Raw genomic sequence first — 23,338 nt, 5'->3', positions numbered from 1 at the left:
GGAATTTTGCGGTCAGAATGACTAATTGCAGAATATTACTCTCCATCCCCGTCTTTCCAAGGCGGGAATGTTGTCACCTAGCCTATCTCGACAGATTGCCAAGCTAACTAGGTGCGTTGCACGAGACAAACCGACATACATCAATTTTGCAGCTTCCTTTGGCCCTACAGCCCGCAAATCGGTTGCAGAAGTCCCAAGTAGTTGTGCCATACATTTTTGCGATTCATATGACCTATAGTAAGTCTCCATGTAAAGAGTGGCAGCATGCGTTTGACCCTTTACGGAATGGACTGTATCTATTTCTATTGAAAGCCCTTCGTAACTGTATATGTTTCGAACCTGGTCATTGTTTTCAATGGGCTCGTTCAAGCCTAAAACATTAGAATCTATAAAGGTTCTGCAATCTTCGGTTATTTCAGCTTGTCCACTTATCGAAAGAATAAAATTGGGCAAAAATACTCGTGCAGCAAGATGTGCATCGTGTATTCGCCCCTTTAATATTAATAAACACCAGCGATACAAGTTAAGTTTAAATTCGTCAGATGCTTGTCGATTGTGACGCTTTAGCATCGACAAAAAGGAACTAATTGTATAGTCTCGTGTGCCATCCAAAACTCCTTCAAAGCGCATTGCTTTCAAAATTCCGTTCAAAAATACTCACACGAACGCCGTTAAATGTGGTCTGACTTCTATCGTAAAATGAAAAATAACTTAGAAGATTACTGTGATCAATTTTACCAACTTTCAATTCTCTGTTGTATTGTGGAAAGTAGTGTGGCAAAAAACAAATTACCGCCCTCAGCAGGCTTTGCAACCCATGCTATGGCTTTAATTGGATGCGTAAATCTACTGGGCAAAGTTTCATCATCTTGGTATTGTCTTACCAATCGGCCAAATGTTGGTAGTACCGAATCTTGCCTATTAGCATCAAATACCAATAAGTGTGGTGGAAGTACAGAATTAAAATGACCTACAATTTCAGTGTCGGTGTGGACACCGAATGGCCGCACTATATTTGCGACCTGTGGAGAAAGCCTGTGACTGCCTCTTATTGTTAATGAATTTTCGCGCGCAACCCAATCTACAGCACCCCTTCCTGAACCTGAATATATAGACTGATTTACATCGCCAATTCGTTGATAAATCGGCTGATTATTGTCCGAATAAAATACTCGTTCTAGAAGTTCAAATTGGTGCGCCTCCATGTCCTGCATTTCATCAACAAAAACGAACTTAAATCGATTTTTAAGCAATGTTACTATTTGTGGAAACTCGCGTAAATATTTCTTAGCGAGGTAATAGGCATCATCAAAATGCAAATATCCTCTGCTAAAAAGGTTAGATTTCATCGATCGTAAATTAGCATAGGTAGGGGTCGCATTCCCAACTGGAAAGTCGTCCGGTCTCCCAAACAGACCCTTTACAAGCTCGTCATTTTCGGTGAAGCGAAGCTCGCGTTTGATTTCGTCTCCATTATGTTGCCGGTCGAGCCAATTACGTGTTCCGAGTGGCAATGCAAATCGGGAGGCTTTCTCGTCATAGATTTCATTGTCAATTCGTATCGGTTTGTGGCCGTACATCCGCACATAGTAAGGTATCGCGAGAAACTCATCTACAAATGATTGTATGGTACCGATAAAATTGGGATAGTTAAATATCTTAGTACAGTGCCGCTTTAACCTATTTTTTATTTCATCAACAGCAATATTGGTATGAGAAATTACTACGAGGCCTTTGCCATTTTCAAATGGCATTCTCTTGTCCAAGATTAATAACTTAGCAAGTAGAACAGTGGTTTTTCCTGAGCCCGGAACTGCCTGTAAATCGCTTGTTACCAGATTGCGAATAAAGTTTCTCCGCTCATCGTCGAAATGAGCCCCTGCAGGCAGTAATATATTTTCGGCCATTACTATCTCCTCATCCGATATTGGCTGCATAGCGTATTGCGTCTAATAGATATTTAATCGAACCTTCGGTATCAAGTTCCTGAATCAAATTATCTTCATTCAGGCATTTAGCAAAGTTCTGAGCAATAACTGCCTTTGAAATCTTTTTTTCAGCTACCTCGATGTTATTCTCGCCAGTTAAAATATGGTTCATGATTGCATAAGCAATATCTAACTCCGACTCTTCCCAATTATTAAAATGTTCATCAATTCTATCAATTGCACCAGTATATCCGTCTAGATCAGCTACGCCATCGTCTTCCTTTTCTTCTCTTAATGCCATTAAAACAGCTTTATAAAATAGTTTTCGCAGTTTCGCAGATCGGGCAATACAATATTCAAGGGTCCAGTACGGGGAAATAAACCCTCTTATATTCTGTTCAGTAAATTTTTCGGTTTTTGTTTGAACTTCTTCTATTCGTTTTCTTTCGATTTCTTCGGCGGTTAACTGTATTACTCGAAATCCACCTTCGGGCAGTCGCTCTTTCCGGGTTGGTGAGGCTTCAAATGGTTTTACATCCACATCATTTATTACGGATACGCGTGTATTCAGGTATGGCTCATGATTTCGCAAAAGAATTTTGCTATAACGTAGAAAAGCTGTGCTCCCAACTGTAACCACAGACACTCCTGCTTTTGTTAGGTCAATCCCTATTTTTCTTGCCAATGCGGGAATAATTTGTTCTTCGGCCCAACCCTCAACTAATATTATCCCAGAAGCAAAGAAAAGATTGGCCTTTGTGACATCAAGGAATCTTTCGAGAAAAAAATAGTCTGTGTTTCTAAGCTTAGTATTTCCCTCTCCCAAAGAAAAAGCATTTGAGTCTTGACATACAATCAAACTTCGCAGCCGCACCTTTGACGCAATATTTGGACTATGTGTAGTAAAGATAAGCTGTATGCCGGCCTCCTCCGCTTCTTTGTCTAGTGTTTCCATTACTTGTAGCTGAGTTTGAGGATGAAGATGAGCCTCAATCTCCTCAAAAAGACCTAGGCGTATACCTGTCCAATCAGTTTTTTTGTAAGTGTAACAGCTCCGAGGCGATCACAAGGATATTATGACTTCCCAATCCCAAGTTAATACCGTCGTGAAAGAGGAGGCATAAAGATTCAAGAATAGCTCTTAAAGAGCTGTCGTTCATCGAAAATTTAGACTTTTTGTTTGCGAACTTTTCTAAGTAGTGGTCAATCCTGCTTTTCAATTGCAATCCTCTCTGGTCAAGATGTTGCGTGTCGTCAGGATTGAGACCTTCGAAATAGTTCTTTATCCCCTTGTTTAACCCTTTAACAGATGAAACAAACTCATGCTCTCTTAGTCCTGGTTCGAATGCTTCATGAGACAGCAGAATCTGCGAAAGACGAGAGTTGCGTTTCGGGGTCAGTTCAGATTTTGCGTCTCTTAACGGGCGTAGGTAGGTAACCTTCAAATAGGCTTTTGCCTCCGCGCTTAGTGTGCGCCCATCCCTATCTGTCCCTGCTTTAATGTCAAATGGTAAAATACGATCACCGACACGTTCTGCTTCTAAAAAAAGACAAAGATGTGGCCGCAAGGCTTCTCCCTCTCCAATCCAACTTAACCATTCGATAAAGTTTTTACCTTCTTCATCATTTAATTCATCAAACAGAAGTTCTATTTTTAGTTTATTTTGGTTTGAATAGAAATCTTCGTGCTCCAGCTTAATCCATTCTCCGCTATGTGTATAGGTTACTAACTTTATCGCGTCAACAATTGCAGATTTACCAGAGTCGTTCTGTCCAACGAGTAAATTGATGCCTTTGACAAAGTTGACAGTAATATTGGGATTCCCAGCGTCCAGCGGTAAATCACATCCAAATTTTCTGAAGTTCCACAGTCGTAATTGCTTTAAGTACATAGCTCGTTTATTTTAAGACCTTAAATAAAAACGCTTGCCGTTAAAAAGGTTCCGAATCGTTAATTTCATCCATAATAGACCTTTCGTTTTCTTCCTTGTCTGTCTTGACTGCAAGAATAAGCGATTTACCAGTGCTCATTATTTCTTTAACCAACTCTTCAATTAGCGCGCTTTCACTTGGAGTTGAACCTACCCAAGCATTTTTTACCAAAAAAGCAAAGTCTGTATTATTTATCTTTCTACCAACATTAAAGTAGCCCACTCTTCTCCCTCCCTTTGGTCCGACTAAATCTTCGTCCCTTTCAAGAAACCTCCAATGGTCAAGGGTAAAATACATTCCTGGCGATAGTCCGATACTGTCAGGTTCCATGGTAATTCTTGGACACAATTTTATAAAAAACGGGTTACCGGAAAGTCTATATTCATGCCGATTTTGCGCACCCCCTTTTTTCTTTATGTGTTCAAGCATTTTATCCATTCTAGCGATCTCTTCTGTAAGTTGCGTGTTAGGAAGTCGGTATATAAAATCTTCTTCACTGGTATCCTTCTCCATCATTTTATATTGTACTAGAACGAAAGAATTATATGTTCCGTTGTAATAAATTAGATCAGCGCCAGTCTGTTTCTCAAGCTCCAATCGGTTGGCAAGTAGCACATCGAGCTTAATTCTTTCATCTTCAAACGTAGCGCCACCAGTAAGAAGTGGTCGCACGAATTCCAATCCCGGAAAGGACTGTAAGTCGTTCGCAATAACTTGATCTTCGCGCAGATATGCCGATGGTAATCCTTCAAGGAAAGACTTCGGAGTATTTGATGTTTCAGGTGTCCATTCAAGTAACGGTTTTCTGTCAATACCTGCCAGTTGAAGTGCTGTATTTACGGCCTCTTTTTGTGACGCAAGCGCTGCTAGCTTATCCTCTCCCAAATTCTGAATAGTCTCAGATCTTCGTGGACTAAATCGGCGTAGCATTCCATCTACGTTTGGGTCGATTGCGACTATCAGATCATACAAGCTTGTAAAACTCTTTGGCGGCAATATGCCTCCATGTTCGATAACATATGCAATATGCTTATGGACACGGGATGATGCTCGGGAAAGTAATTCTTGAAAGGCAATTTGGCGATTGATTGTGCGAATGTCACTTAATTTCAGCTTACGCAAATCTGTACCTGCACGAATGCCGCCTGTTCCGAATGCCATATGAGTAATCTTGTTTTCTTCGCCTTCGATGAACACGACAATAGGAGCTGATCTACTTCCTTTGAAATCCGGCACTGGCTCGGAAAACCAGTGCGAGCTTTCGGCATAATGTAGAAAAGTACTTCTTCGTGAAGGTTGCAATTTTAAAATATAACCTTGGGTCATAGAATTTCGATCAAATTGAAATATGGTAATCTGTTATTGTTTTTTTCCGGATGCCTTGCAATCCCTAGTTTTGCTGTCTTATAAACTTTTTAATAGATTTCAGTTGTTTAAAGATTGCAGTGAAATGAAATATCCTAGAGGTGCGATCATTCAGTTCTCGAAGCCTTATTTATATTCTTTACCCTTTCTACTCCTAAATAATCCGGGACTAAATCTATCATAATACTGTCCCGATAAAGTGTAATGCGAAAATTCTTTCAACCACTGCCATTTGTCAACTTCGCTTCTTCCTATTAACTTCTCGATATTTCTTTCAATGATTGATAAAAACACTTCGATAAGTTCAGACCTTTCCTCAATAAGTTTTCCGTTTACCTGTTCTACAAACCCAAAAAATAATTCATCAACAATCGAATAATTGAACGGGTGTAAAAAGCTTCTTCCTGTAGTGTCGTGAACAAACATGTATTGATAATAATGTTGTTCGCCGAAGCCTTTTTGTACTAGATTATCAATTAAGTCTTGATGTATTAGAATAAGCGGATGATTTGCCTTTTTTGATTCAAGTAAATAGGCATCCACTAAAGCTTTGGAGAAGATAATTTTATCGTCGGAATAGTGCCAGCCTTGAGTTATTCCTCCCCGACACAAAAAGCCGGCCTTTAAAAGCGTGTTGCAAAAGGCTTGAATCCAAACATAGAAGGCTACAAAGTTTTGCTTATAATCCTTTTCACCATTATCAAATTCCAATGGGATGGAAAAACAAAAGCAATCTGAAAAACTTTTCACCTGAAATTCCTTATACCAAAAAGCATAGGGATGATTATGAATAGCCTTTCTTTCTTCCAGAAGCTTGGTTGCGCTTGCAATCGCATCCTTGACTACTTTAAGTGTTTCTCCCTTACCACCATCCTCCACTATCATCTGTGAGAAACCAAGAATGTCTACAAATGCGACAAATGATTCTTTCGTTTTATATTCTTGTGCGTTGTTGTCCTCAATTTTGTTTACAGTCATATGTTTAATTGATCGGCTTCAAATATACATCTAAAATAATATTTAGTGTATTATAAGTACCTTTAAAAAAGGCGTGCATTTCTCTACACGCGCATTGTAAACGTTGACCAGTGAATATTGAAACAAATCTTTGAAGGCTTAATCAAATTTATGAAGTGCCTGTAGAGTATAAACTCTAAATTGCAGATTATGTAATTGGTAGACGTACTAGGATTTTAGAAAGAAAAACGTAAAAAATGATTAAAATATGAAGCCGGGATTTTCAAAATATTCTGAGATTATCGAGCTACTGAAACATAAAATCAGGCAGGCGCGGATACAAGCTGTTATCACCGTAAACGCCCAGATGCTAAATATTTATTGGGAAATTGGTGATACTATTGCTAAACAAGAGCAGGAAGAAGGATGGGGTAAAAAAATCGTAGAAACGCTTGCGAAAGACCTGAAAGCTGAATTTCCTGAAATGAAAGGGTTTTCACCACGAAATATTCGATATATGCGCGATTTCGCACTTGCGTATCCTGATTTTCCAATTTTGCAAGCACCACCTGCAAAATCTGAGATCAATGAACACATGAATAATATTTTAATTTTGCAGGCCGGACTTGCAAAATTAACATGGTATCACCACGTCACCCTTTTAGACAAGGTAAAAGACCTAAAGGAACGGCAGTTTTATATCGATCAAACGGCTAAAAACGGATGGAGTCGAGATGTTATGGTGCATCAGATTGAAAGTGGCCTGTACAAGAGGCAAGGACAGATTACCAGCAATTTCAAGCATACGATAGCGCCTAATCAGTCTGAGCTGGTTCAGCAGCTTTTTAAAGATCCATACAAATTTGACTTTATCTATCTCGGGCAGCAGGCTAAAGAGCGAGACCTAGAAGATGCACTTACTAATCAGCTGACGAAGTTCCTAATTGAGCTGGGACAATGGTTTGCATTTATGGGTCGGCAATATCGTGTAATGGTAGGAGATAAAGAGTATTTCTATGACTTGCTATTTTACCACACCCGCCTGAAGAGATACATCGTTATCGAGTTGAAAATAGATGAGTTCAAGCCGGAATATAAAGGTAAGATGGAGTATTATCTTACTATAGCAGATGAACAATTGAAGTCCGCCACGGATGACCCTAGCATCGGGTTGATATTATGTAAAACAAAAGACGGATTAGTCGCTGAATATGCTCTTAGGGACAGTAGCAAACCGATAGGCATTGCAGAATATAACCTTAGCGAGAGCCTGCCGGAGAATATTAAGGGAGAACTACCTTCAATTGAAGAGCTGGAGATTGAAATAGAGAAAGGATACGATGAGTTAAAAAGTCCTGCCGAAAAACGTCTTGAAGCACTAAAAAACAAAATCTCTCAGATTTCGGGCAAAGAAATAATGCAAACTGCTACTACCCCCATTCTTTTTGAGATAATTGATAGTAGCATTATTCCAATGTACCAGTCGATTATTGACCGAATGGATCAATTTACTGATATGTTTGTTTCTCGGTCCTATAACTGGCAGGGTAAAAACAAGCAGATGGAAACATTCGACCAAATGGCAGAAGAATGGAAAAATGAAGAATTTCTAAAAAGCAATTACGACTTCTACTTTTCTTACCATTTGAATGGATTTAAAAAAGCAGGTACTGAAGCATTTAGTTCCGGATTTCAGCTAAATTTTAGGATTGACACTTACTGGTATGGTTTCACCCTTATTAATTACAACAACCAACAACCATTTATAAAAAAATTATACAACGAGCAGTTAAGTAAAGAAGACATCAATCAGATCACCGATACAATATCTGAATTTGTCATCGACAACATTGAAAGGAATTTAGAAAGAATGTCGGACTTGTAATTGGTGTCTATTAAAACGGAGTATGCCTCAAAGCCTAATTGAGATTCAAAATTAGACCTAGAAAATAAAGTGGGATTTTGATAATCCATTGTAAGAACCCTTACCGAATGCGGAGTCCTGAATTTATACTCTGAGTTATTTTGACGACTAGAAGTAGATTCAATATGCGATTGGTAAGACTTTGCCGAACTATTTCCATCCAATTAGTAGTTTTAGCGATATACAACAAATGGCTAACTACTTAAAATGAAGCAAGTAACAATCTCGAGAAAAGATCTTTACGACTTGGTATGGAAAGAGCCGATGAAAACTCTCGCTCGAAAGTACAACGTGTCGGATGCCGGTTTGAGAAATATATGCAACAATATGAGCATACCGTTTCCGAAAGCTGGTCATTGGGAGAAAATAAAGTGGGGTAAACCGGTCACTATTACACCGCTTGATGAGAAATCTTCCGGTCAACAAAATGTAACATTGTTAGAAAGAGATGCGACAAATGATAATAACGAAGTTCTTAGTGAACTAGAAATTCTAAAGCGTGAAATAGAAAATGACAGTCGTTTATCGCTTACAGTACCAGGGAAACTAAATTCTCCAGACAAGCTCATAATACAAGCTAAAGAGAGCTTAACCAACAAGCCACACAAAGACTACTATACGGGAATGGTCTCCACAGGCAGAGACGAACTTGCGATAACCGTATCACCAGAATTTGTCAGCCAAGCGCTGAGATTTGTGGATACAATAATGAAAGCCTTTCAAGCAAGGGGACACGACGTTTTTATTAAATACGGAGAGACGCTCGTAGTTGTAAACGGCGAAGAGTTTAGGATATGCTTTCGTGAACGTGCGAAGCGGATTCCGACGGGAGATAAATGGAGAAGCACAGAATTAAAAGCGTCGGGAATATTATATTTCAAAGCTCACCGACTGCTTTTTCAAAAAGAATGGGATAACAAAAAAGTTCCAATTGAAAATCAAATTTCCACTATTATTGCTTGTATAGAAATTGAAGCAGAACGGCGACGTCAGGAAATGGAATTCCATCGCAAGATGCGGAAGGAGCGTGAGGAAAAAGAGCAAGTACTAAGAGAAATTGAACAAAAAAAAGAAAAAGAATTAGCCGACTTTAAAGCGGTTGCTCAAGAGGCGCAACAATGGCATAATATGACTGTTTTGCGAAATTACCTTGACGTAATTGAAGAAAGCTACCGCAGATTAAATACTTTATCTGAAGAGCGATTAGAGTGGTTAAGTTGGGTGCGTAGAATGGCTGATAAGTCCGACCCGATATTATTCAGGATAAATCGCGACCAGTAACAGCACTAATTAAAAATGTAGCAGTAATGACATCTATTGGAAAATGGGATGGAGAGATTGAATTCGATTGATAATTTGACCGTCTGCTTTGGAAATATCCTTAAAGGTTATGTTGATACTCCGCACACCGATTCCAATATCGTCTGACAACATGGCGGAAGGTATCTTGAAATCAGTTGGAGAATTTAAGGCAGTCGAAACATGCGGATAGAGTAGGAGCACATCTTTACAATTGCGTCTCAATGCGTAGCTAACCATCTGATATAGGTCATTTTGGCTTACCCCATTTTTTAGGGTGCCGTCAGTATATCTGATTTTATATTTTGTGTCAATAATAAGTTGCTTGTTGATGTAAATGTCGTTCCTAATCTGGAATACCTTCTGTCCTTGGTTTAACGCAAGAAAGTCAATGCTTTGGCTTTGCACGCTTAATGTCGGCCATTTGTCTACAATGAACCCAAAAATAAAATCCTCGAAGATGTACTCCATCGGTACGAGGAAACAGAAATTCCGGCTGTTCTCAGATTCCATATCAATGACTTGATTGGAAAGATACATCCTGCATAAATCAAGTATTTGTCGGTGCTCATCGTAGAGCGGATTAAGTCGAATTTTATCGCAGTCACTTGCCGAACAACGTATGTCGGAAACATCGTCAAGCAAAAACAGTACTTCATTCAGTTTTTCTCTGTTTAAGGAATTTTGACTAATGGCTAGAAGTCGCCGAGAAACATATTTGACAATGCGGTTGAACAGATTGTCGTATATTAACGGTTGGTGATCGCAATAGAATTTTTGCCATTTGCCGGTTGACAGATTATGCTTGATATAATTGTCGAACGACAAATGGCCTTTGAGAAACACCGTCTCTTCTTCAATGCTCTGATAAGCTTGAAAGGGTTGTCGCGATAAAACCTCCTCTGCATAATTGGCAAAAATACAAATCAGCAATTCAAGATAATCATCGAATTGCAACTTCGAGACATCTGCAAATGCAAATGGGAATTTGATTTTGCGGCAATACATAAGCCAGTAGAGAAGGTTGAGTTGCCATTTGCCGGGATTGCCGCCGACATCATCGGCGAATATCTTGGGATAGACTTCAATCCTGATATCACCATGCTGGACGACCCCCACATAATTACGCGCTGAAATCCTGCCATCTACAGTAAAATCGAAGAAGCGTTGTTTCTGTATCTGTTCTTCCTGCCTTTCCTCATCAGTCACCTCATCCGAATGCGCGACATAACGGTTCCGGTTTTGCCAAGCCCCTGCAAGGTATCGGACAAATTCCTCCCTCCTTTCCTTCGATACATCAAAGGGACTGTCGTGCCATTCGAATAGTCTCATTCCGCAATGACTTGAAAATTATCCTTTATGTCTGTTACCTTTGTCACAATGCCTGCTTCCGTCAAAATCTTCTTCACGGTATCTGCGTTGTTCTGACAGTATTCGTATATTAGAGGAATAATCTTGGCGTTTAAAATCCGCGTCTGATCTCCCTCCTGGCTGTTGATAAAGAAAGCATGGCCGATAAAGAAGTCGGGATTTTTCCGCCAGTTATAAATTGCACCGTTCAACTTTTCCAGTACAGTCGCCCACCACGCACCGCCTGTATATTCAGGATAGAGAGCCTTGAATTCAAAACGCCTCCGCAGGGCGATATCCAAAAGCGCAATAGAGCGGTCTGCCGTGTTCATGGTGCCAATGATATAAAGATTTGATGGCACGCAGAATTTTTGGTTTGAATACGGGAGCTCAATCCACATTTCGTTATCTGCCCCGATTCTCTTGTCCTCCTCTAGCAGGGTTATCAACTCGCCGAATACCGCAGAAATATTCGCCCTGTTTATCTCATCGATGAACAAGGCAAACTGCTTGTCAGGCGCATTTCTTGCGTCTTCAAACTTGGCGTATCGTTTTGCGTCGCTGTCATTGTAGCAGTCTTCGAATGACGCATAGCCGACAAGCTTCAAAGCCTCAAGGCAACTATTGTAGAAAATGCCTTTTTTCAGTTCAAATTGCAGGTCGCTGCCTAGTTCTCCAAGTCTGCTGTTAGCAAGCAATGGCTTAATGCCTTCTATAAAATCTTCGTAGCTGTATTTCTGGTGAAAAGTGATGAAATTATATCTCGTCTTCGCAACTACCGCAGTCGGGGGCGTTACAGCCGGATTGGACGCGAGATCCAAAAGTTCCTGCCCGAGAATATCGGCAAGATCATCTTTCTTGTCGGCAATGATTTCCCATTTGCTTCCTTCTGCCTTGTGAAATATCTGGTTTTGCCTCCGATACTTGACATGCGTTTGGGTTGACTGGTCATCCGCATAGGACTGAAGCTCGTTCCATGCGAGATTGTTGGGCTTCGTCTTGTTATTTGGATTTACTTTTGCTTTTACCAAAGCGTGCTCAACAATATCTTTAACAGACAATGGCTCCCTTGCCGTTCCGACAACTGCAGCAATGATTTCCCACAACGAATAATCAGACACTTTTTGACGAAGCAGTTCTTGTGGCGATTGGGTTACGCCCTGGTCGGTAAAATACCTTACCTTGTAATCATTCAGCTTATAGGTCTTGCCCGTGCCGGGAGGACCGTAAAGAATTGTATTTAAGAACAAATCAATTTGCGTTGCCATTGGCTTCGATTTATTGTCAATGAGACTAAGTAATGCTTTATATTGTTTTTTTGTGGCCGTGAAGTTGGTGCCTCGATTGCCTACGTTCATGTCTTTAAGGTCGGGCATGTCCTTTATGTTTTCCCAGAGAATTGGCCGGGTCGTCAGGTCGTATATAGGTTGAAGTCCCGCTTTCATCGACGGCCCGTTGGCCGCACTCTTCCATAGATAATCATCGGGGGCTTTATCCCACATGGCAGGCGGTGAGGTCACACGGGCAAGGACATAACAACCTGCCTTTTTCCCCGTCATCCATAGTATGACCTTGTCGCCTGTCTTGATTTTGTCTTTGTGGGCGGAGACGGTCCAGTTTGTCATGACCTGTTCTTTCATTGCCCGTTCAAGATCGTATTCAACCGGATTGCCCTGAAATATCCAGTAGTTTGCAAATCTATCGTTCCAGAGGCCAATCGCCTTGTCCTTTATTGCTTTTTGTTGCACTTCGCAAATGCCCTGAACAAGCTCATAACTAAAGATGTCATCGGGTTCCAGTTCGTACCATTCGCCTTTGGCGACATTGACAAAATCTTCAAATTCAATCTCGTAATCTTCAAACTCATCTTGCCATTCGGGCAATTCAGTTACGCGCCGGGGCTGTTCAATGACTTTCATAATGGCATAAACAGTATGCCCTGTCGTGATAATGACGAGATCGCCGGGTCTATGTTTGCCATTGACGCCTATTACAATTGAGTTTGTTTTAACCAAATCGTAAAAATCAGGCGCACCCTTGCCCCATTTGGTGCCGAGCTTCCAGACACGGCCCGTCAGCGGAATTTCTGGCACGGCTGGTGTCTTTGTTTCGCCTTTTGGCAAAACCAAAAAGTCGTATTTTCTCAGAAAATTATTGGTCGGGTCTCCCCCGCTGTAGGGCCATTCTTTTGTGCCATTTGCTAACAGGTTAGCATACCTCATTACTTCCTTCGGCGGATAAGGGACATCATCGATTAGTACTTCATACGTCGTCGAAGGTTTAAGGACTATATTTTCATCCTTAATTTTTTTGATCGCATCGAGGATGTGTTGTCTGGTAATGCGGGTGTAGTCTATATCTGACATTCTAAATGATCTCTAGAGATTCAAAATTTAGGTTTTAGGAAACTATACCATTCACAAACGTATCAACGAACGCAACAATTTTGGCTAGAATCCGGTCGCCTATCTTTTTACGTTGAAGCAAGGTCGGTTTGTCGCCGTCAATAAGGTCAAGGACCTCATCTCTAAGTGGTTCTCGCTCTGCAAATAGGTAGTCTTCTATGGTTTTTTCAGTTCGTTCAGGATTTAGGTTTTCTTCCTGTATTAACTGATTAAATGCTTTTTGCTGCTCAATATTCCAGAACTTCTCAAACTCCTGCGGTATTGCTTCATTATCATCAATAACAGGAAGATTTTCCTTAATAAACTTTTCAATAAGCTCTCTTTTACTTCTGAGATTAGCCTCCGTGTTAAGTAAGTTAAATATCTCTTTCTCCGTCTGACTTACATCACTCTGAACCTTCGATTTCAGTTTGATTAATAGCTGTATGATGTACGTAACATTGATCTCATCCCGGTGAATTAACTCAAGTTCAAAATCTACATCGTCTAAAATTGACACTTTTTCTTTTTGGTTGTCGCCTTTAACCTTCTGCCACAGATCAAGGTATTTGCTTTTATAGTCTTCGAAAAGCTGCTCACTCATTGCAAGGTCTTCCCATTTAAAATCTGAAAAAGCCGTAAGGATGTTCTTTATACGCATTTGCTCCCTAAACGCCTTAATAAAAGCCAGCTCATCCTCCTCGGTTTTCAAGTCATTTACGCTATTAACGGTTGGAGTAATTTTCAGAAGTTCTATAAAGGCATCGTTGAACTTTTTTGCATATTCTTCATACGGCTTCATTATAATAACCTCAATAGCATCCTTGTTGCTGAATAAGGTTATCGCATCATCAGTAACATTTTTCAGATTTCGGAACACTACAATATTACCCTGACTCTTCTTTTCGTCTAGAATCCTATTCGTACGCGAATAAGCCTGTATTAGTCCGTGATGCTTTAAGTTCTTGTCCACATAAAGAGTACTCACTTTTTTAGCATCAAAGCCGGTTAGAAACATATTCACTACCAGCAGTATATCGATACGATTATCCTGATTTTCAGGAGACCTTTCCCTTTCCTTAAGCTTCTTGGAAATGTCGTTGTAGTAGTTGTAAAATGTCTCACTGTCCTTGGTGGAAAATTTTGTGCCATACATTACATTGTAATGGCCGATATACTCATCTAGTTTTTCCCTGCTGTGGGCGGCCAAGCCGTATAGTGCTCTGGGCTCTTCAACAACTGACAGTTCCTCCGACAGCAATCCATTTGCATCTGCATCATCTTCGTTTGACACGTAACTAAAAATTGTAGCTACCCTAAGGTCATGTTTTCCTTCTACTTTTTTCCGTTGAAACAGATCGTAGTATTTTATCAACGTTTCCACGCTACTCACGCAGAACATTGCACTATATTCTTTGGAATGAGTTTTCCGGTTGTGGTTGGCAATGATATAGTCGGTGATCATTTCCAATCGCTTGGGCGACTCCATTAGCTCTTTCGTGTCAATATCCTCTACCTCAATATCTATCTCAGTTGCGCTGTCTTTACGCTTATACCTGCCAACATATTCAACCGAGAACTTTAAGACGTTTTCATCCCTTATAGCATCGGTAATAACGTATTTATGCAAGCACTCGCCAAACAGTTCTTTCGTCGTCCGTTTACCAAGGTCATTTTTTACGGCATTGTCTTTGAAAATGGGAGTGCCGGTAAAGCCAAACATCTGTATGTCGTTAAAGAAGGATTTTATCCTATTGTGCGTTTCACCGAACTGCGAACGATGACATTCGTCGAAAATGAACACAATACGCTTATCTTTTAATTCAGCCATTTTACTCTCGTACTTCAGCTTGCTGATGGCGGTATTCAATTTCTGAATGGTAGTAACTATGAGTTTTGTGTTCTTTGCCTCTCCCTTCTTGTCTTTGTAAGTGCCTAAAAACTGCTTAACAAGGTTGCTGGTGTTATCCGTACCATCAATGCACCCTTCGCTAAAACTGTTGAATTCCTTTGTAGTCTGGTAATCCAGATCCTTTCTGTCGACAACGAATACAACTTTGTGAACCTCCGGCAGGTTCATTAATATCTGGCTGGCCTTGAACGACGTGAGTGTTTTGCCGGAACCTGTGGTATGCCAGATGTATCCGTTCTTATTACTATTTTTCACTCGATCTATCAGGGCTTCAACTGCATAGTATTGATATGGGCGCAGCACCATAAGCACCTTACTACTTTCATTAAGCACGATATACTTGCATATCATCTTGCTAATGTGACAAGGCTCCAGGAAGTCGCTGGTAAATCCGTTGAGAATATTTGTGAGGCGTTTATTCTCTTTGTCAGTCCAGTAGAATGTCTGTTTGAATGACTGATTTCTATTGTTGGCGTAAAATTTCGTATTCACGCCATTGCTGATGATAAATATCTGAATATACTGAAACAGTGCAGAGTTGGCTCCGAATGAATGTCGCTGATAACGGTTGATTTGGTTGAATGCTTCTTTCAACTCCAGCCCCCGACGTTTCAATTCTATCTGAACTGATGGCAGCCCATTAATAAGTAAAGTAACATCGTAACGGTTCTTGTAAGTACCATCCATTGTTACCTGATGTGTCACCTGAAATTGATTCTGACACCAGTGTTCGGTATTGATAAATTCAAAATACAGGTTATCGCCATTGTCTTTTAAAACATGTTGCCGCTCCCGAAGTGTTTTTGCCTTTTCAAAAACAGAACCTTTATTCAAAATGTTGAGTACACGGTCAAATTCGGCTGTGCTGAACCTGATATTATTATGTTTTTCTAACTGACTTTTTAGATTCGAGATCAGTTCTTTCTCGTCTTTTATCAATACTAATTGGTAGCCCAACTTCTGCAGTTGACCTACCAATTGTTCTTCAAGTATGAGTTCGGGTTGTTTCGCCATAGGAGGTCTAAAAGTAATAATATTATTCCTAAAGACATGTGACGCACAGCTATTTTAGCCCCTTAAACATCTGATCTATAGCCTTTTTCTTTTGTTCCAGATTAGGATGCACGTACAGGTTCAGCGTTGTACTAATATTGGAATGCCCTAACAGCACGCTTACTGTCTTATAGTCACATTTGCTCTCAATACATCGGGTGGCAAAACTATGTCTCAATCCATGGAATTTGATTCGGGGTAAACCAAGGTCAACGATCATTTTCTGGTAGTACACTCTATAGGTTCTCGGCTCTGTAGGCTTAAGCTCGTTTGTCAGAACAAAAAAAGCACCATTCACTATTTTTTTGATCGGTTTTAGCATTTTTATGAGATCTCTGTTCATGGGTACTTCCCTGGCAGAATTTTTGGTTTTAGGCGAGTCGATTATCACTTCGGTTTTATTGCCTGTATCATTGAGGCTGTAAATGCGCTGCAATGTGCGTCTTATGTGTATGGTGCCATTTTCCACGTCTATATCGTCCCATGTCAAAGCGCACACCTCGCCGATCCGCATACCGGTACAAAGACACAGATAAACACCCAAATTCCTGAAAGTAAAATGCTGCTCTATGTGCTGCATCATTTTCCTATGCTGCGCTTTACTTAGCACCTCAATGCCTTGTTTTGTATGGTCTGTTGGGAACTGAATGTCGAACTGGCACTTTGAAAGCCAATTGTTCTTTACTCCAAACTTGAGCACCATTTTTAGTACAATAAGCATATCCTTTATTGTTTTCTGACTTATTCCCTGCTCCAATTTCCGATTGACAAATGCCTGGACTTCCGTCTCCTCAATTGCCATGTTATTACCGAATGCCGGTGCAATATGGTTTTTAAGCAGTAGAGAATATGCCGACATACTCGACCTTTTGACATAGTTAGTTTTTTCTTTTTTCCAGAGTGTGATGATCTCTTCAATTGTCTTTTGTGTGTTCATAATTGTTTTTTTTAGAATGAACCCAAAAGAACTCAGCAATCCTTAGGGAAGGGCAATTATTAAGGTTCCAAATTTGAGATTTCCCGGGTTTAAGGACAAGTGGAAGGAAAAAGCAATTGAAAATATGGCTGAAATTTCTTCTGGTGGTACACCTAGTCGCACAAATGCATCCTATTGGAATGGAAATATTCCTTGGGTCTCAACGTCTTTAATTGATTTTAATATTATTCATTATACAGACGAAAGGATTACAGAAGAGGGGTTAAAAAAATCGTCAGCGAAATTATTTCCGAAGGGATCATTACTGATGGCAATGTATGGTCAAGGAAAAACACGGGGTAAAGTTGCAGTTCTTGGTATAGAAGCCAGTACCAATCAAGCTTGCGCATCAATAATACCGAATAGCAATTATATAGATTCTCTATTCCTATTTCAAAACCTTTCTAAACGATATGAGGAAATAAGAGAATTGAGTAATCAAGGTGGCCAACAGAATTTAAGTGGAACTATAATTAAGGGCATCAGGGTAAAATTCCCGACTTTGCCTGAGCAGAAAAAGATAGCGGCCTTTTTAACTTTGATTGATGAACGTATAGAAACCCAAAACAAAATAATTGAGAAATTAGAATCTCTTAGTAAAGCATTTAAGGTTAACGTTTTCAATAGACGTTTGCAGTTTAAAGATGACGATGGTAACGACTTTGCAGATTGGAATTGGAAATTGGGAAATACGCTTTTCGAGAATGTTTCAGATAAAAATCATAATTCAGATCTTCCTATTTTAGCTATTACTCAGGAACATGGGGCAATACCCAGACACATGATTGACTATAATATTTCTGTCAGTGATAAAAGTATTGAAAGCTATAAAGTTGTGCAAAAGGGAGATTTCATTATTAGTTTGAGGTCGTTTCAAGGAGGTATTGAATTTTCTAATTATGAAGGGATTTGCAGCCCGGCTTATATAGTATTGCGCCCGATAAGAGAAGTTAACCCTAATTTCTTCAGACTGTATTTTAAAACGACCGGCTATATAAAACGGCTGACAAGAAATCTTGAAGGCATCAGGGACGGCAAAATGATAAGCTTTAAATATTTTTCGGAAGTAACTCTACCAACGCCTTCCATTGAAGAACAAACAAAAATTACAAATTTCCTATCCTTTATCGAAAGGAAAATTGAAACAGAAAGAAACGTATTAGCGAGGTACGAAAATCAGAAATACTATTTGTTGCAAACTATGTTTATATAAAAAGGCTTGCTAAAAGATACTTTTTTTGACTCAGGTATTTTTTCAGAATTATCCTTTCGTTTTCAATTTTCTCGGAAATAACAGATAGGAAGCTGGCAATTTTAGTTTGTTCTTCAATGGAAGGTACGGGAATTTCAATTTTTGAATATTTGCTTATCCAGTGTCTCTCATGACCTCCAATAATATAATTGATTGATTTCATGGCCTCAAAAACGTAGTAAATATTTACACCTTTCTTAGGCAGTAATATTTTCATTGCTGATGATTTGGCTTTGAAGGGAAAGTTCACAAATTTTATGTCCGTTGTGAAGTCATCAAATATTATCACAGGCAAGCCACAAGAAAATATGCCATGAGTTTCATTTGTATATCCTAAAATAAATGTCTTACCCGCGGTTAAAACGGGTGTAACATAATCATCATCATATTCAATACTATTTACTAAATATTTTGTTGGTTGCTCGTAATCCAACAAGTCGTCTAATTCTTTCTCCTCCCAATCAGGAAAATCGTTCCCATCTTCATTTTTAAACCGAAGTTTTTCCCCAAAAAGATTTTCATTAAGTGCTTTAATTAACGACTCGTAATCCTAAATGAAAAGTTCTTTTAGTATATATATTTTCTGAGCATTGTATTTATCTAAAATCATTTTTTCAATAGTTAGCTTTTGGGTTATTACATTAAGCAACTCAGCCGTTTTTCTACAGTCAGTTTCATTAATAGGCAAGTACAATTGTTTCATTAAAAATCCTTGATTACTGATATTGATTGTGTTCTTAGCACCTTTCTGGACCAAGCTATGTAGGTAGTTGTTTGCATTTATTGGATTTAGAAAGTAGTAGTGGAGTATGTTACCTATCCAGCGATTTATAGGTTTATATACGCCATAAAGAGGAGAAACAGATACTTTGTCCGGAACAAAACTCTGCTTGATTATACCATACGGAAATTCACCGGTTGGACTTTTGGTATACACTATATCTCCTTCGTGTACAACATTATAATTGCTCGTATTTTTTGCTGCAAATGATCTTCCCAGATATTCAATTTGATTGACAACTCCGACACTAACCGACACAGAATGTACAGGATAATTTTCTTTATTCTTTTCGGTTCGCTCTAAAAGCACCTCATGCAAAAATGCCTTTCTCCAGTTGGAGCTAGTTTTTGCATGTTTTTCAATCGTAGAGATTGTCCCGCTGATTAACAACTTCAAATCCTCAATTATTTTGTTTTGGGTTTCTATTCTTTTGTCTAATATTGATAAAAAAACAACTATCTTATTTTGTTCATCAAGGGTTGGCAAAATTATTTCTAGTGTTTTCAAATCGGAATTGTACACATTACTGATACTTACTCCCTTTGCTAAGGAAGAAATTGTTTTCTTTAATCTATGATTGATGTAGTATGCTACATATAGTTGAGAATAAATATTAGCCTTTGCTGGCTTCAGAACGTTAATTGTTCTGCCGATTGCTACGTCTTTAACTGTCAACGCTGAAGCTGAACCAATATCTGTAGGGTCTTCACCTGCCGATGGAATCAAAATTTCATCACCTTCACTGAATAACAACTCTGATCTATTAAGGTTAGTTTTATTAATAACCTCCGTAATAATTTCACCATACATATGGTATAACTCCCCGTATCTCACACAGGGTATTTCGAATTCGGAAGATGCTTCACTTTGTTTTATGTTCTTTCCTGTGGAAAAAACGAAAATATCTTTGAAAAGGTGTTTTTTAAAATTTTGCTTACCCGCAAACTCCGGAAATCTCAAATTTGGAACATTTGCTTCCTTCTTATTCTTTTTTGCCATTTTCTTACAATTTGTCTTTGTGATCTAACATTAAGGATTGTGAATGGCTAAAAAACTAACCCTAGCTCTTTAAAATAAACATCAATTTCTTTGTCCAGCTCCGCACGTTTTGCTTCCAGTGCTTTTATATCCTTCATTATAGCATAAATGTCTATTTCTTCCTCTTCTTCATAGGTGTCAACATAGCGAGGTATATTCAAATTATAGTCGTTGTCGGCTATCTCCTTAATAGATGCCAAATGGCTATATTTTTCGATAACCGATCTGTTCCTAAATGTGTCTACGAGCTTGTTGATATGAGATTCCCGCAAAATATTTTGTGTTTTCACTTTCTCAAAATCGTTGCTGGCATCTATGAAGAGAATATCATCCGGGTTTTCGCGGCATTTCTTGAATACTAAAATGCAAGTAGGGATGCTTGTGCCATAGAATATGTTTGGCGGCAAACCTATAACGGCGTCCAGAAAGTTTTTATTCTCGATCAAATATCTGCGGATGTGTTGTTCGGCACCACCACGAAAAAGAACTCCATGCGGCAGTACTACCGCCATAGCACCATTTTCAGCCAAATGATATACCATGTGCTGCACAAAAGCAAAGTCTGCCTTGCTTGCCGGGGCCAATTTGCCATACTGGCTAAACCGGTCATCCGTCATGAAGATAGGGTTTGCAGTCCATTGGGCAGAAAACGGAGGATTGGCAACAATAGCTTCAAACTGTTTATCCAGGTGCTGCGGATGTTCCAACGTATCCTCTTGCTTTATATCAAACTTGCGATAATGAACACCGTGTAATATCATGTTCATGCGGGCAAGGTTATAAGTAGTACGGTTCATTTCCTGCCCGTAGAAGTTACTTACCTCTTTTACCTCTTTTGCTACCCGCAGAAGTAACGAGCCTGAACCGCATGTGGGGTCATAAACGGATTTAAGTTTGTTTTTGCCGGTAGTCACGAGTTTAGCAAGAACCATACTTACTTCCTGAGGGGTGTAGAATTCACCGGCCTTTTTTCCTGCTCCGCTTGCAAATTGCCCAATCAGATATTCGTAGGCATCACCTAATACGTCCAGTTCGGTTTGCTCCAGCCGGAAGTCGATCTTATCAAGATGGGACAGCACCTTTGCTATGATCTCGTTTCTTGCTTCAGGTGTCTTTCCGAGCTTTGTGCTATTCAGGTCCATATCCTCGAAGAGATTATCAAAATCTTCTTCGCTTTCTGTACCCATCGTGCTAAGCTGGATATTCGTCAATATCTTTTGAAGGTCTTCGAGAATAAAGCTGCTTCTGCCTTGTTCTTTTTCTCCCATTCCTCTTTTTGCCACTTCACTGAACAACTCTGACGGTTTTAGAAAGTAGCCCAACTTTTCTAACGTATGATCCCTAATCGCTTCACAATATTCTTTGCCTTCTGTAGTATTTTCGTTGATCGACTTAAAAGTGATTTTATCCTCTTTAAGAATGGAATCAGCATAAATTTCCATTTTTTCAGATAGATATTTATAGAAGATAAAACCCAGGATATAATCTCTGAACTCGTCCGCATTCATTTTTCCACGAAGAGTATTCGCAATATTCCACAGTTGTTGCTCCAGGTTCCGTTTTTGGTCTTCGCTCATTAATAAATTATTTTTGAGTAATCCTCAAATTTACATTTTATAGTCCGGCTATTGAAGTAATCGGGGCAATCTCCATTCATTTGCTTAATTGCAACCTAATTTCCTTACTGTTTCGTCATTGTTTTGAGGGTTTTTGATCACTTTTAAGCGAATTATCCTGCTTTCATAGCCAGACTACAGGCGTAAAGCATATGGAATCCAATTGAATTTAACTGGAATCTAAATCTATTCTAATAGGCAGGCGAATGTCGGCGATGATCTGCGATTGTAATCGGAATTGGAGCTAAATAGAGAGCAAACAGAAATGAGTTGTTTTTGACTTGTCCTTGTATCGTCTTTGGTAATTGGCTATATGCTAATTAGATTGGAAAGTTCATTGACCAGCAATGCCAACCCGTTTTTACAGTACAAATATTCTTGTTCAAAAGAATCAAACTGCGAATCTTTAGCTTGATATAAGCAAATTCTATTTCCTGTATGCCAATAAAGTCGATATCCTTTTTAACGCCGTTTCTAATGCGTGCTTCTTTTCGTTTCGCTGATTCTGGAGTTTAGAATAGGCGTCGAAACAAACTGTTGCAAACCCATATTCATTTGAAAACAACATACTGGGTAATGGGAAGTCAGTAGCGGATAGTCGGTTTTCGCTTAGTGAAAACTGCGTTTGAGGATATTCCTGTAACAGCACACTATGCCAACCTTGTAAAAACTCCGAATAAGTCTCGGGTTCAGATACTGTGATTATTGATTCCGGCTGCTTAAATAATCTAAATTGTTGGGATGCATTAATTATTGATCTTACTTCTTTCAGGCACTTGTCGTACGATACAGAATCTTCAGTTTTTGATAAGAACACCCCCATTTCCCTGTTGTTGGCTTCGGAGTAGTTATATAAATTCATGGAAGCGATCATTGCACCATATTCATTCAGATAACATTTTGCATGAAGATCTGATTTGAAATATACGCTGCAATCTAAATCTAGTAACAGTCTTTCGTCAACTGAAGAAATTTTCTGCCGGTCTCTACAGATTATTGTGGTTGGCACCCCACGTTTGGTTGCTTCATACAACCGTTCATATAGCGTTTTGGAAAATTGCAGATAAGGCGTAACTATATAAAGGAATGAGTTGGCATCAATAAAGATTTCCTCCAGTTTTGATGAAATGCCTCTGGTTGTAAGAAATGTTGCCATTTGCTAAAATAAAATGAAGGTGACTTTTGTCAATGGTCGAAATTACTCACCAACTGTAGTTGCTGAGGCTTTGGACAGTTTATAGTGATGGAAGAGACAGAAACTCTGAACAGTATTTAATAGTCTGTTTGCATCTAACAACGACAAGCTTTCATCAGTTTGCATTGTTATAGTCGCGTACCAGATACAATTCGGATAAGCCCCTTCAACATCCTCGGAAGATTCAGTTAATTTCCCCTTGGGAAGAGATAAGCTTTCAGACAAAGCATTGCAATGCTTAATAAAAAGCGCAATTCCCGGTAAGCTAGATGGATCAACTTCTCTAGAAGATTCTTCCCCAGCTGTTTCTATTTGAATTGAAAGATTTAACAACATGATTTTTGCGATTTAAAAAAAATGATAGGCGCTGAAATAT

Annotated in this window: 17 protein-coding genes; 3 read left to right on the top strand and 14 right to left on the bottom strand. The window is 39.2% G+C overall.

Annotation, left to right across the window (positions count from 1 at the left end; translation table 11 throughout):
* Positions 1-734: 734 nt before the first annotated feature.
* From ABD843_RS11085 to ABD843_RS11065, 5 genes are all read right to left on the bottom strand, one after another.
* The gene (locus ABD843_RS11085; protein ID WP_345083012.1) at positions 735-1,937 is read right to left on the bottom strand and encodes a UvrD-helicase domain-containing protein; all 1,203 of its coding nucleotides are present in this window, start codon (positions 1,935-1,937) and stop codon (positions 735-737) included.
* Positions 1,918-2,922: an ATP-dependent nuclease gene (locus ABD843_RS11080; protein WP_486348211.1), complete on the bottom strand. Its 1,005-nt coding sequence runs from the start codon at positions 2,920-2,922 to the stop codon at positions 1,918-1,920. The genes ABD843_RS11085 and ABD843_RS11080 overlap by 20 nt, the downstream gene beginning before the upstream one ends.
* Before the next feature lie 34 nt (positions 2,923-2,956).
* Positions 2,957-3,820 carry an AAA family ATPase gene (locus ABD843_RS11075; protein WP_345083009.1) on the bottom strand — a complete coding sequence of 288 codons (864 nt, stop codon included), beginning with the start codon at positions 3,818-3,820 and terminating at the stop codon, positions 2,957-2,959.
* Between the two features lie 40 nt (positions 3,821-3,860).
* On the bottom strand, positions 3,861-5,186 hold the full coding sequence (locus ABD843_RS11070) for a hypothetical protein (RefSeq protein ID WP_345083007.1): 1,326 nt from the start codon (positions 5,184-5,186) through the stop codon (positions 3,861-3,863).
* A 165-nt stretch (positions 5,187-5,351) separates the two neighbouring features.
* Positions 5,352-6,203 (bottom strand): hypothetical protein, encoded by an 852-nt coding sequence (locus ABD843_RS11065; RefSeq protein WP_345083005.1) that lies wholly within the window; start codon positions 6,201-6,203, stop codon positions 5,352-5,354.
* Positions 6,204-6,450: 247 nt separating this feature from the next.
* Between ABD843_RS11065 and ABD843_RS11060 the strand changes: the two genes are divergently transcribed.
* Entirely contained in the window at positions 6,451-8,067 is a 1,617-nt protein-coding gene (locus ABD843_RS11060; protein WP_345083003.1) for a PDDEXK nuclease domain-containing protein, read from the top strand.
* A 246-nt stretch (positions 8,068-8,313) separates the two neighbouring features.
* A complete protein-coding gene (locus tag ABD843_RS11055) occupies positions 8,314-9,387 on the top strand; it encodes a hypothetical protein (protein ID WP_345083000.1) in 1,074 nt (357 codons plus the stop codon).
* A 33-nt stretch (positions 9,388-9,420) separates the two neighbouring features.
* On the opposite strand, the gene ABD843_RS11050 is transcribed toward ABD843_RS11055, so the two are convergent.
* Genes ABD843_RS11050 through ABD843_RS11035 form a run of 4 tightly spaced genes read right to left on the bottom strand, consistent with a single transcriptional unit; the run spans position 9,421 to position 17,041 of the window.
* A complete protein-coding gene (locus ABD843_RS11050) occupies positions 9,421-10,737 on the bottom strand; it encodes an McrC family protein (RefSeq protein ID WP_345082997.1) in 1,317 nt (438 codons plus the stop codon).
* Positions 10,734-13,121 (bottom strand): AAA family ATPase, encoded by a 2,388-nt coding sequence (locus tag ABD843_RS11045; RefSeq protein WP_345082994.1) that lies wholly within the window; start codon positions 13,119-13,121, stop codon positions 10,734-10,736. Before ABD843_RS11045 ends, ABD843_RS11050 begins: the two co-directional genes overlap by 4 nt.
* 34 nt (positions 13,122-13,155) lie before the next feature.
* A complete protein-coding gene (locus tag ABD843_RS11040; protein WP_345082991.1) occupies positions 13,156-16,065 on the bottom strand; it encodes a type I restriction endonuclease subunit R in 2,910 nt (969 codons plus the stop codon).
* 49 nt (positions 16,066-16,114) lie between these two features.
* The gene (locus tag ABD843_RS11035; RefSeq protein WP_345082988.1) at positions 16,115-17,041 is read right to left on the bottom strand and encodes a tyrosine-type recombinase/integrase; all 927 of its coding nucleotides are present in this window, start codon (positions 17,039-17,041) and stop codon (positions 16,115-16,117) included.
* A 73-nt stretch (positions 17,042-17,114) separates the two neighbouring features.
* Here ABD843_RS11035 and ABD843_RS11030 point away from each other — a divergent pair, with 73 nt between their 5' ends.
* A complete protein-coding gene (locus ABD843_RS11030; protein ID WP_345082985.1) occupies positions 17,115-18,293 on the top strand; it encodes a restriction endonuclease subunit S in 1,179 nt (392 codons plus the stop codon).
* Here ABD843_RS11030 and ABD843_RS11025 read toward each other — a convergent pair.
* The 5 genes from ABD843_RS11025 to ABD843_RS11005 all read right to left on the bottom strand — a co-directional run bounded on the left by ABD843_RS11025 (position 18,286) and on the right by ABD843_RS11005 (position 23,298).
* Positions 18,286-18,867, bottom strand: a complete 582-nt coding sequence (locus tag ABD843_RS11025) for a restriction endonuclease subunit S (RefSeq protein WP_345083081.1) — start codon at positions 18,865-18,867, stop codon at positions 18,286-18,288. The genes ABD843_RS11030 and ABD843_RS11025 overlap by 8 nt on opposite strands.
* Before the next feature lie 15 nt (positions 18,868-18,882).
* Positions 18,883-20,112 carry a restriction endonuclease subunit S gene (locus tag ABD843_RS11020; RefSeq protein WP_345082982.1) on the bottom strand — a complete coding sequence of 410 codons (1,230 nt, stop codon included), beginning with the start codon at positions 20,110-20,112 and terminating at the stop codon, positions 18,883-18,885.
* A 47-nt stretch (positions 20,113-20,159) separates the two neighbouring features.
* A complete protein-coding gene (locus ABD843_RS11015; RefSeq protein ID WP_345082979.1) occupies positions 20,160-21,728 on the bottom strand; it encodes a type I restriction-modification system subunit M in 1,569 nt (522 codons plus the stop codon).
* A 466-nt stretch (positions 21,729-22,194) separates the two neighbouring features.
* The gene (locus ABD843_RS11010) at positions 22,195-22,923 is read right to left on the bottom strand and encodes a phospholipase D-like domain-containing protein (protein WP_345082976.1); all 729 of its coding nucleotides are present in this window, start codon (positions 22,921-22,923) and stop codon (positions 22,195-22,197) included.
* 42 nt (positions 22,924-22,965) lie between these two features.
* Positions 22,966-23,298 (bottom strand): hypothetical protein, encoded by a 333-nt coding sequence (locus tag ABD843_RS11005; protein WP_345082973.1) that lies wholly within the window; start codon positions 23,296-23,298, stop codon positions 22,966-22,968.
* Between the last annotated feature and the right edge of the window lie 40 nt (positions 23,299-23,338).

The organism is Nemorincola caseinilytica, assembly GCF_039540515.1.
Classification (GTDB): Bacteria; Bacteroidota; Bacteroidia; order Chitinophagales; family Chitinophagaceae; genus Nemorincola; species Nemorincola caseinilytica.
This window is presented reverse-complemented; position numbering and strand designations above follow the sequence as displayed.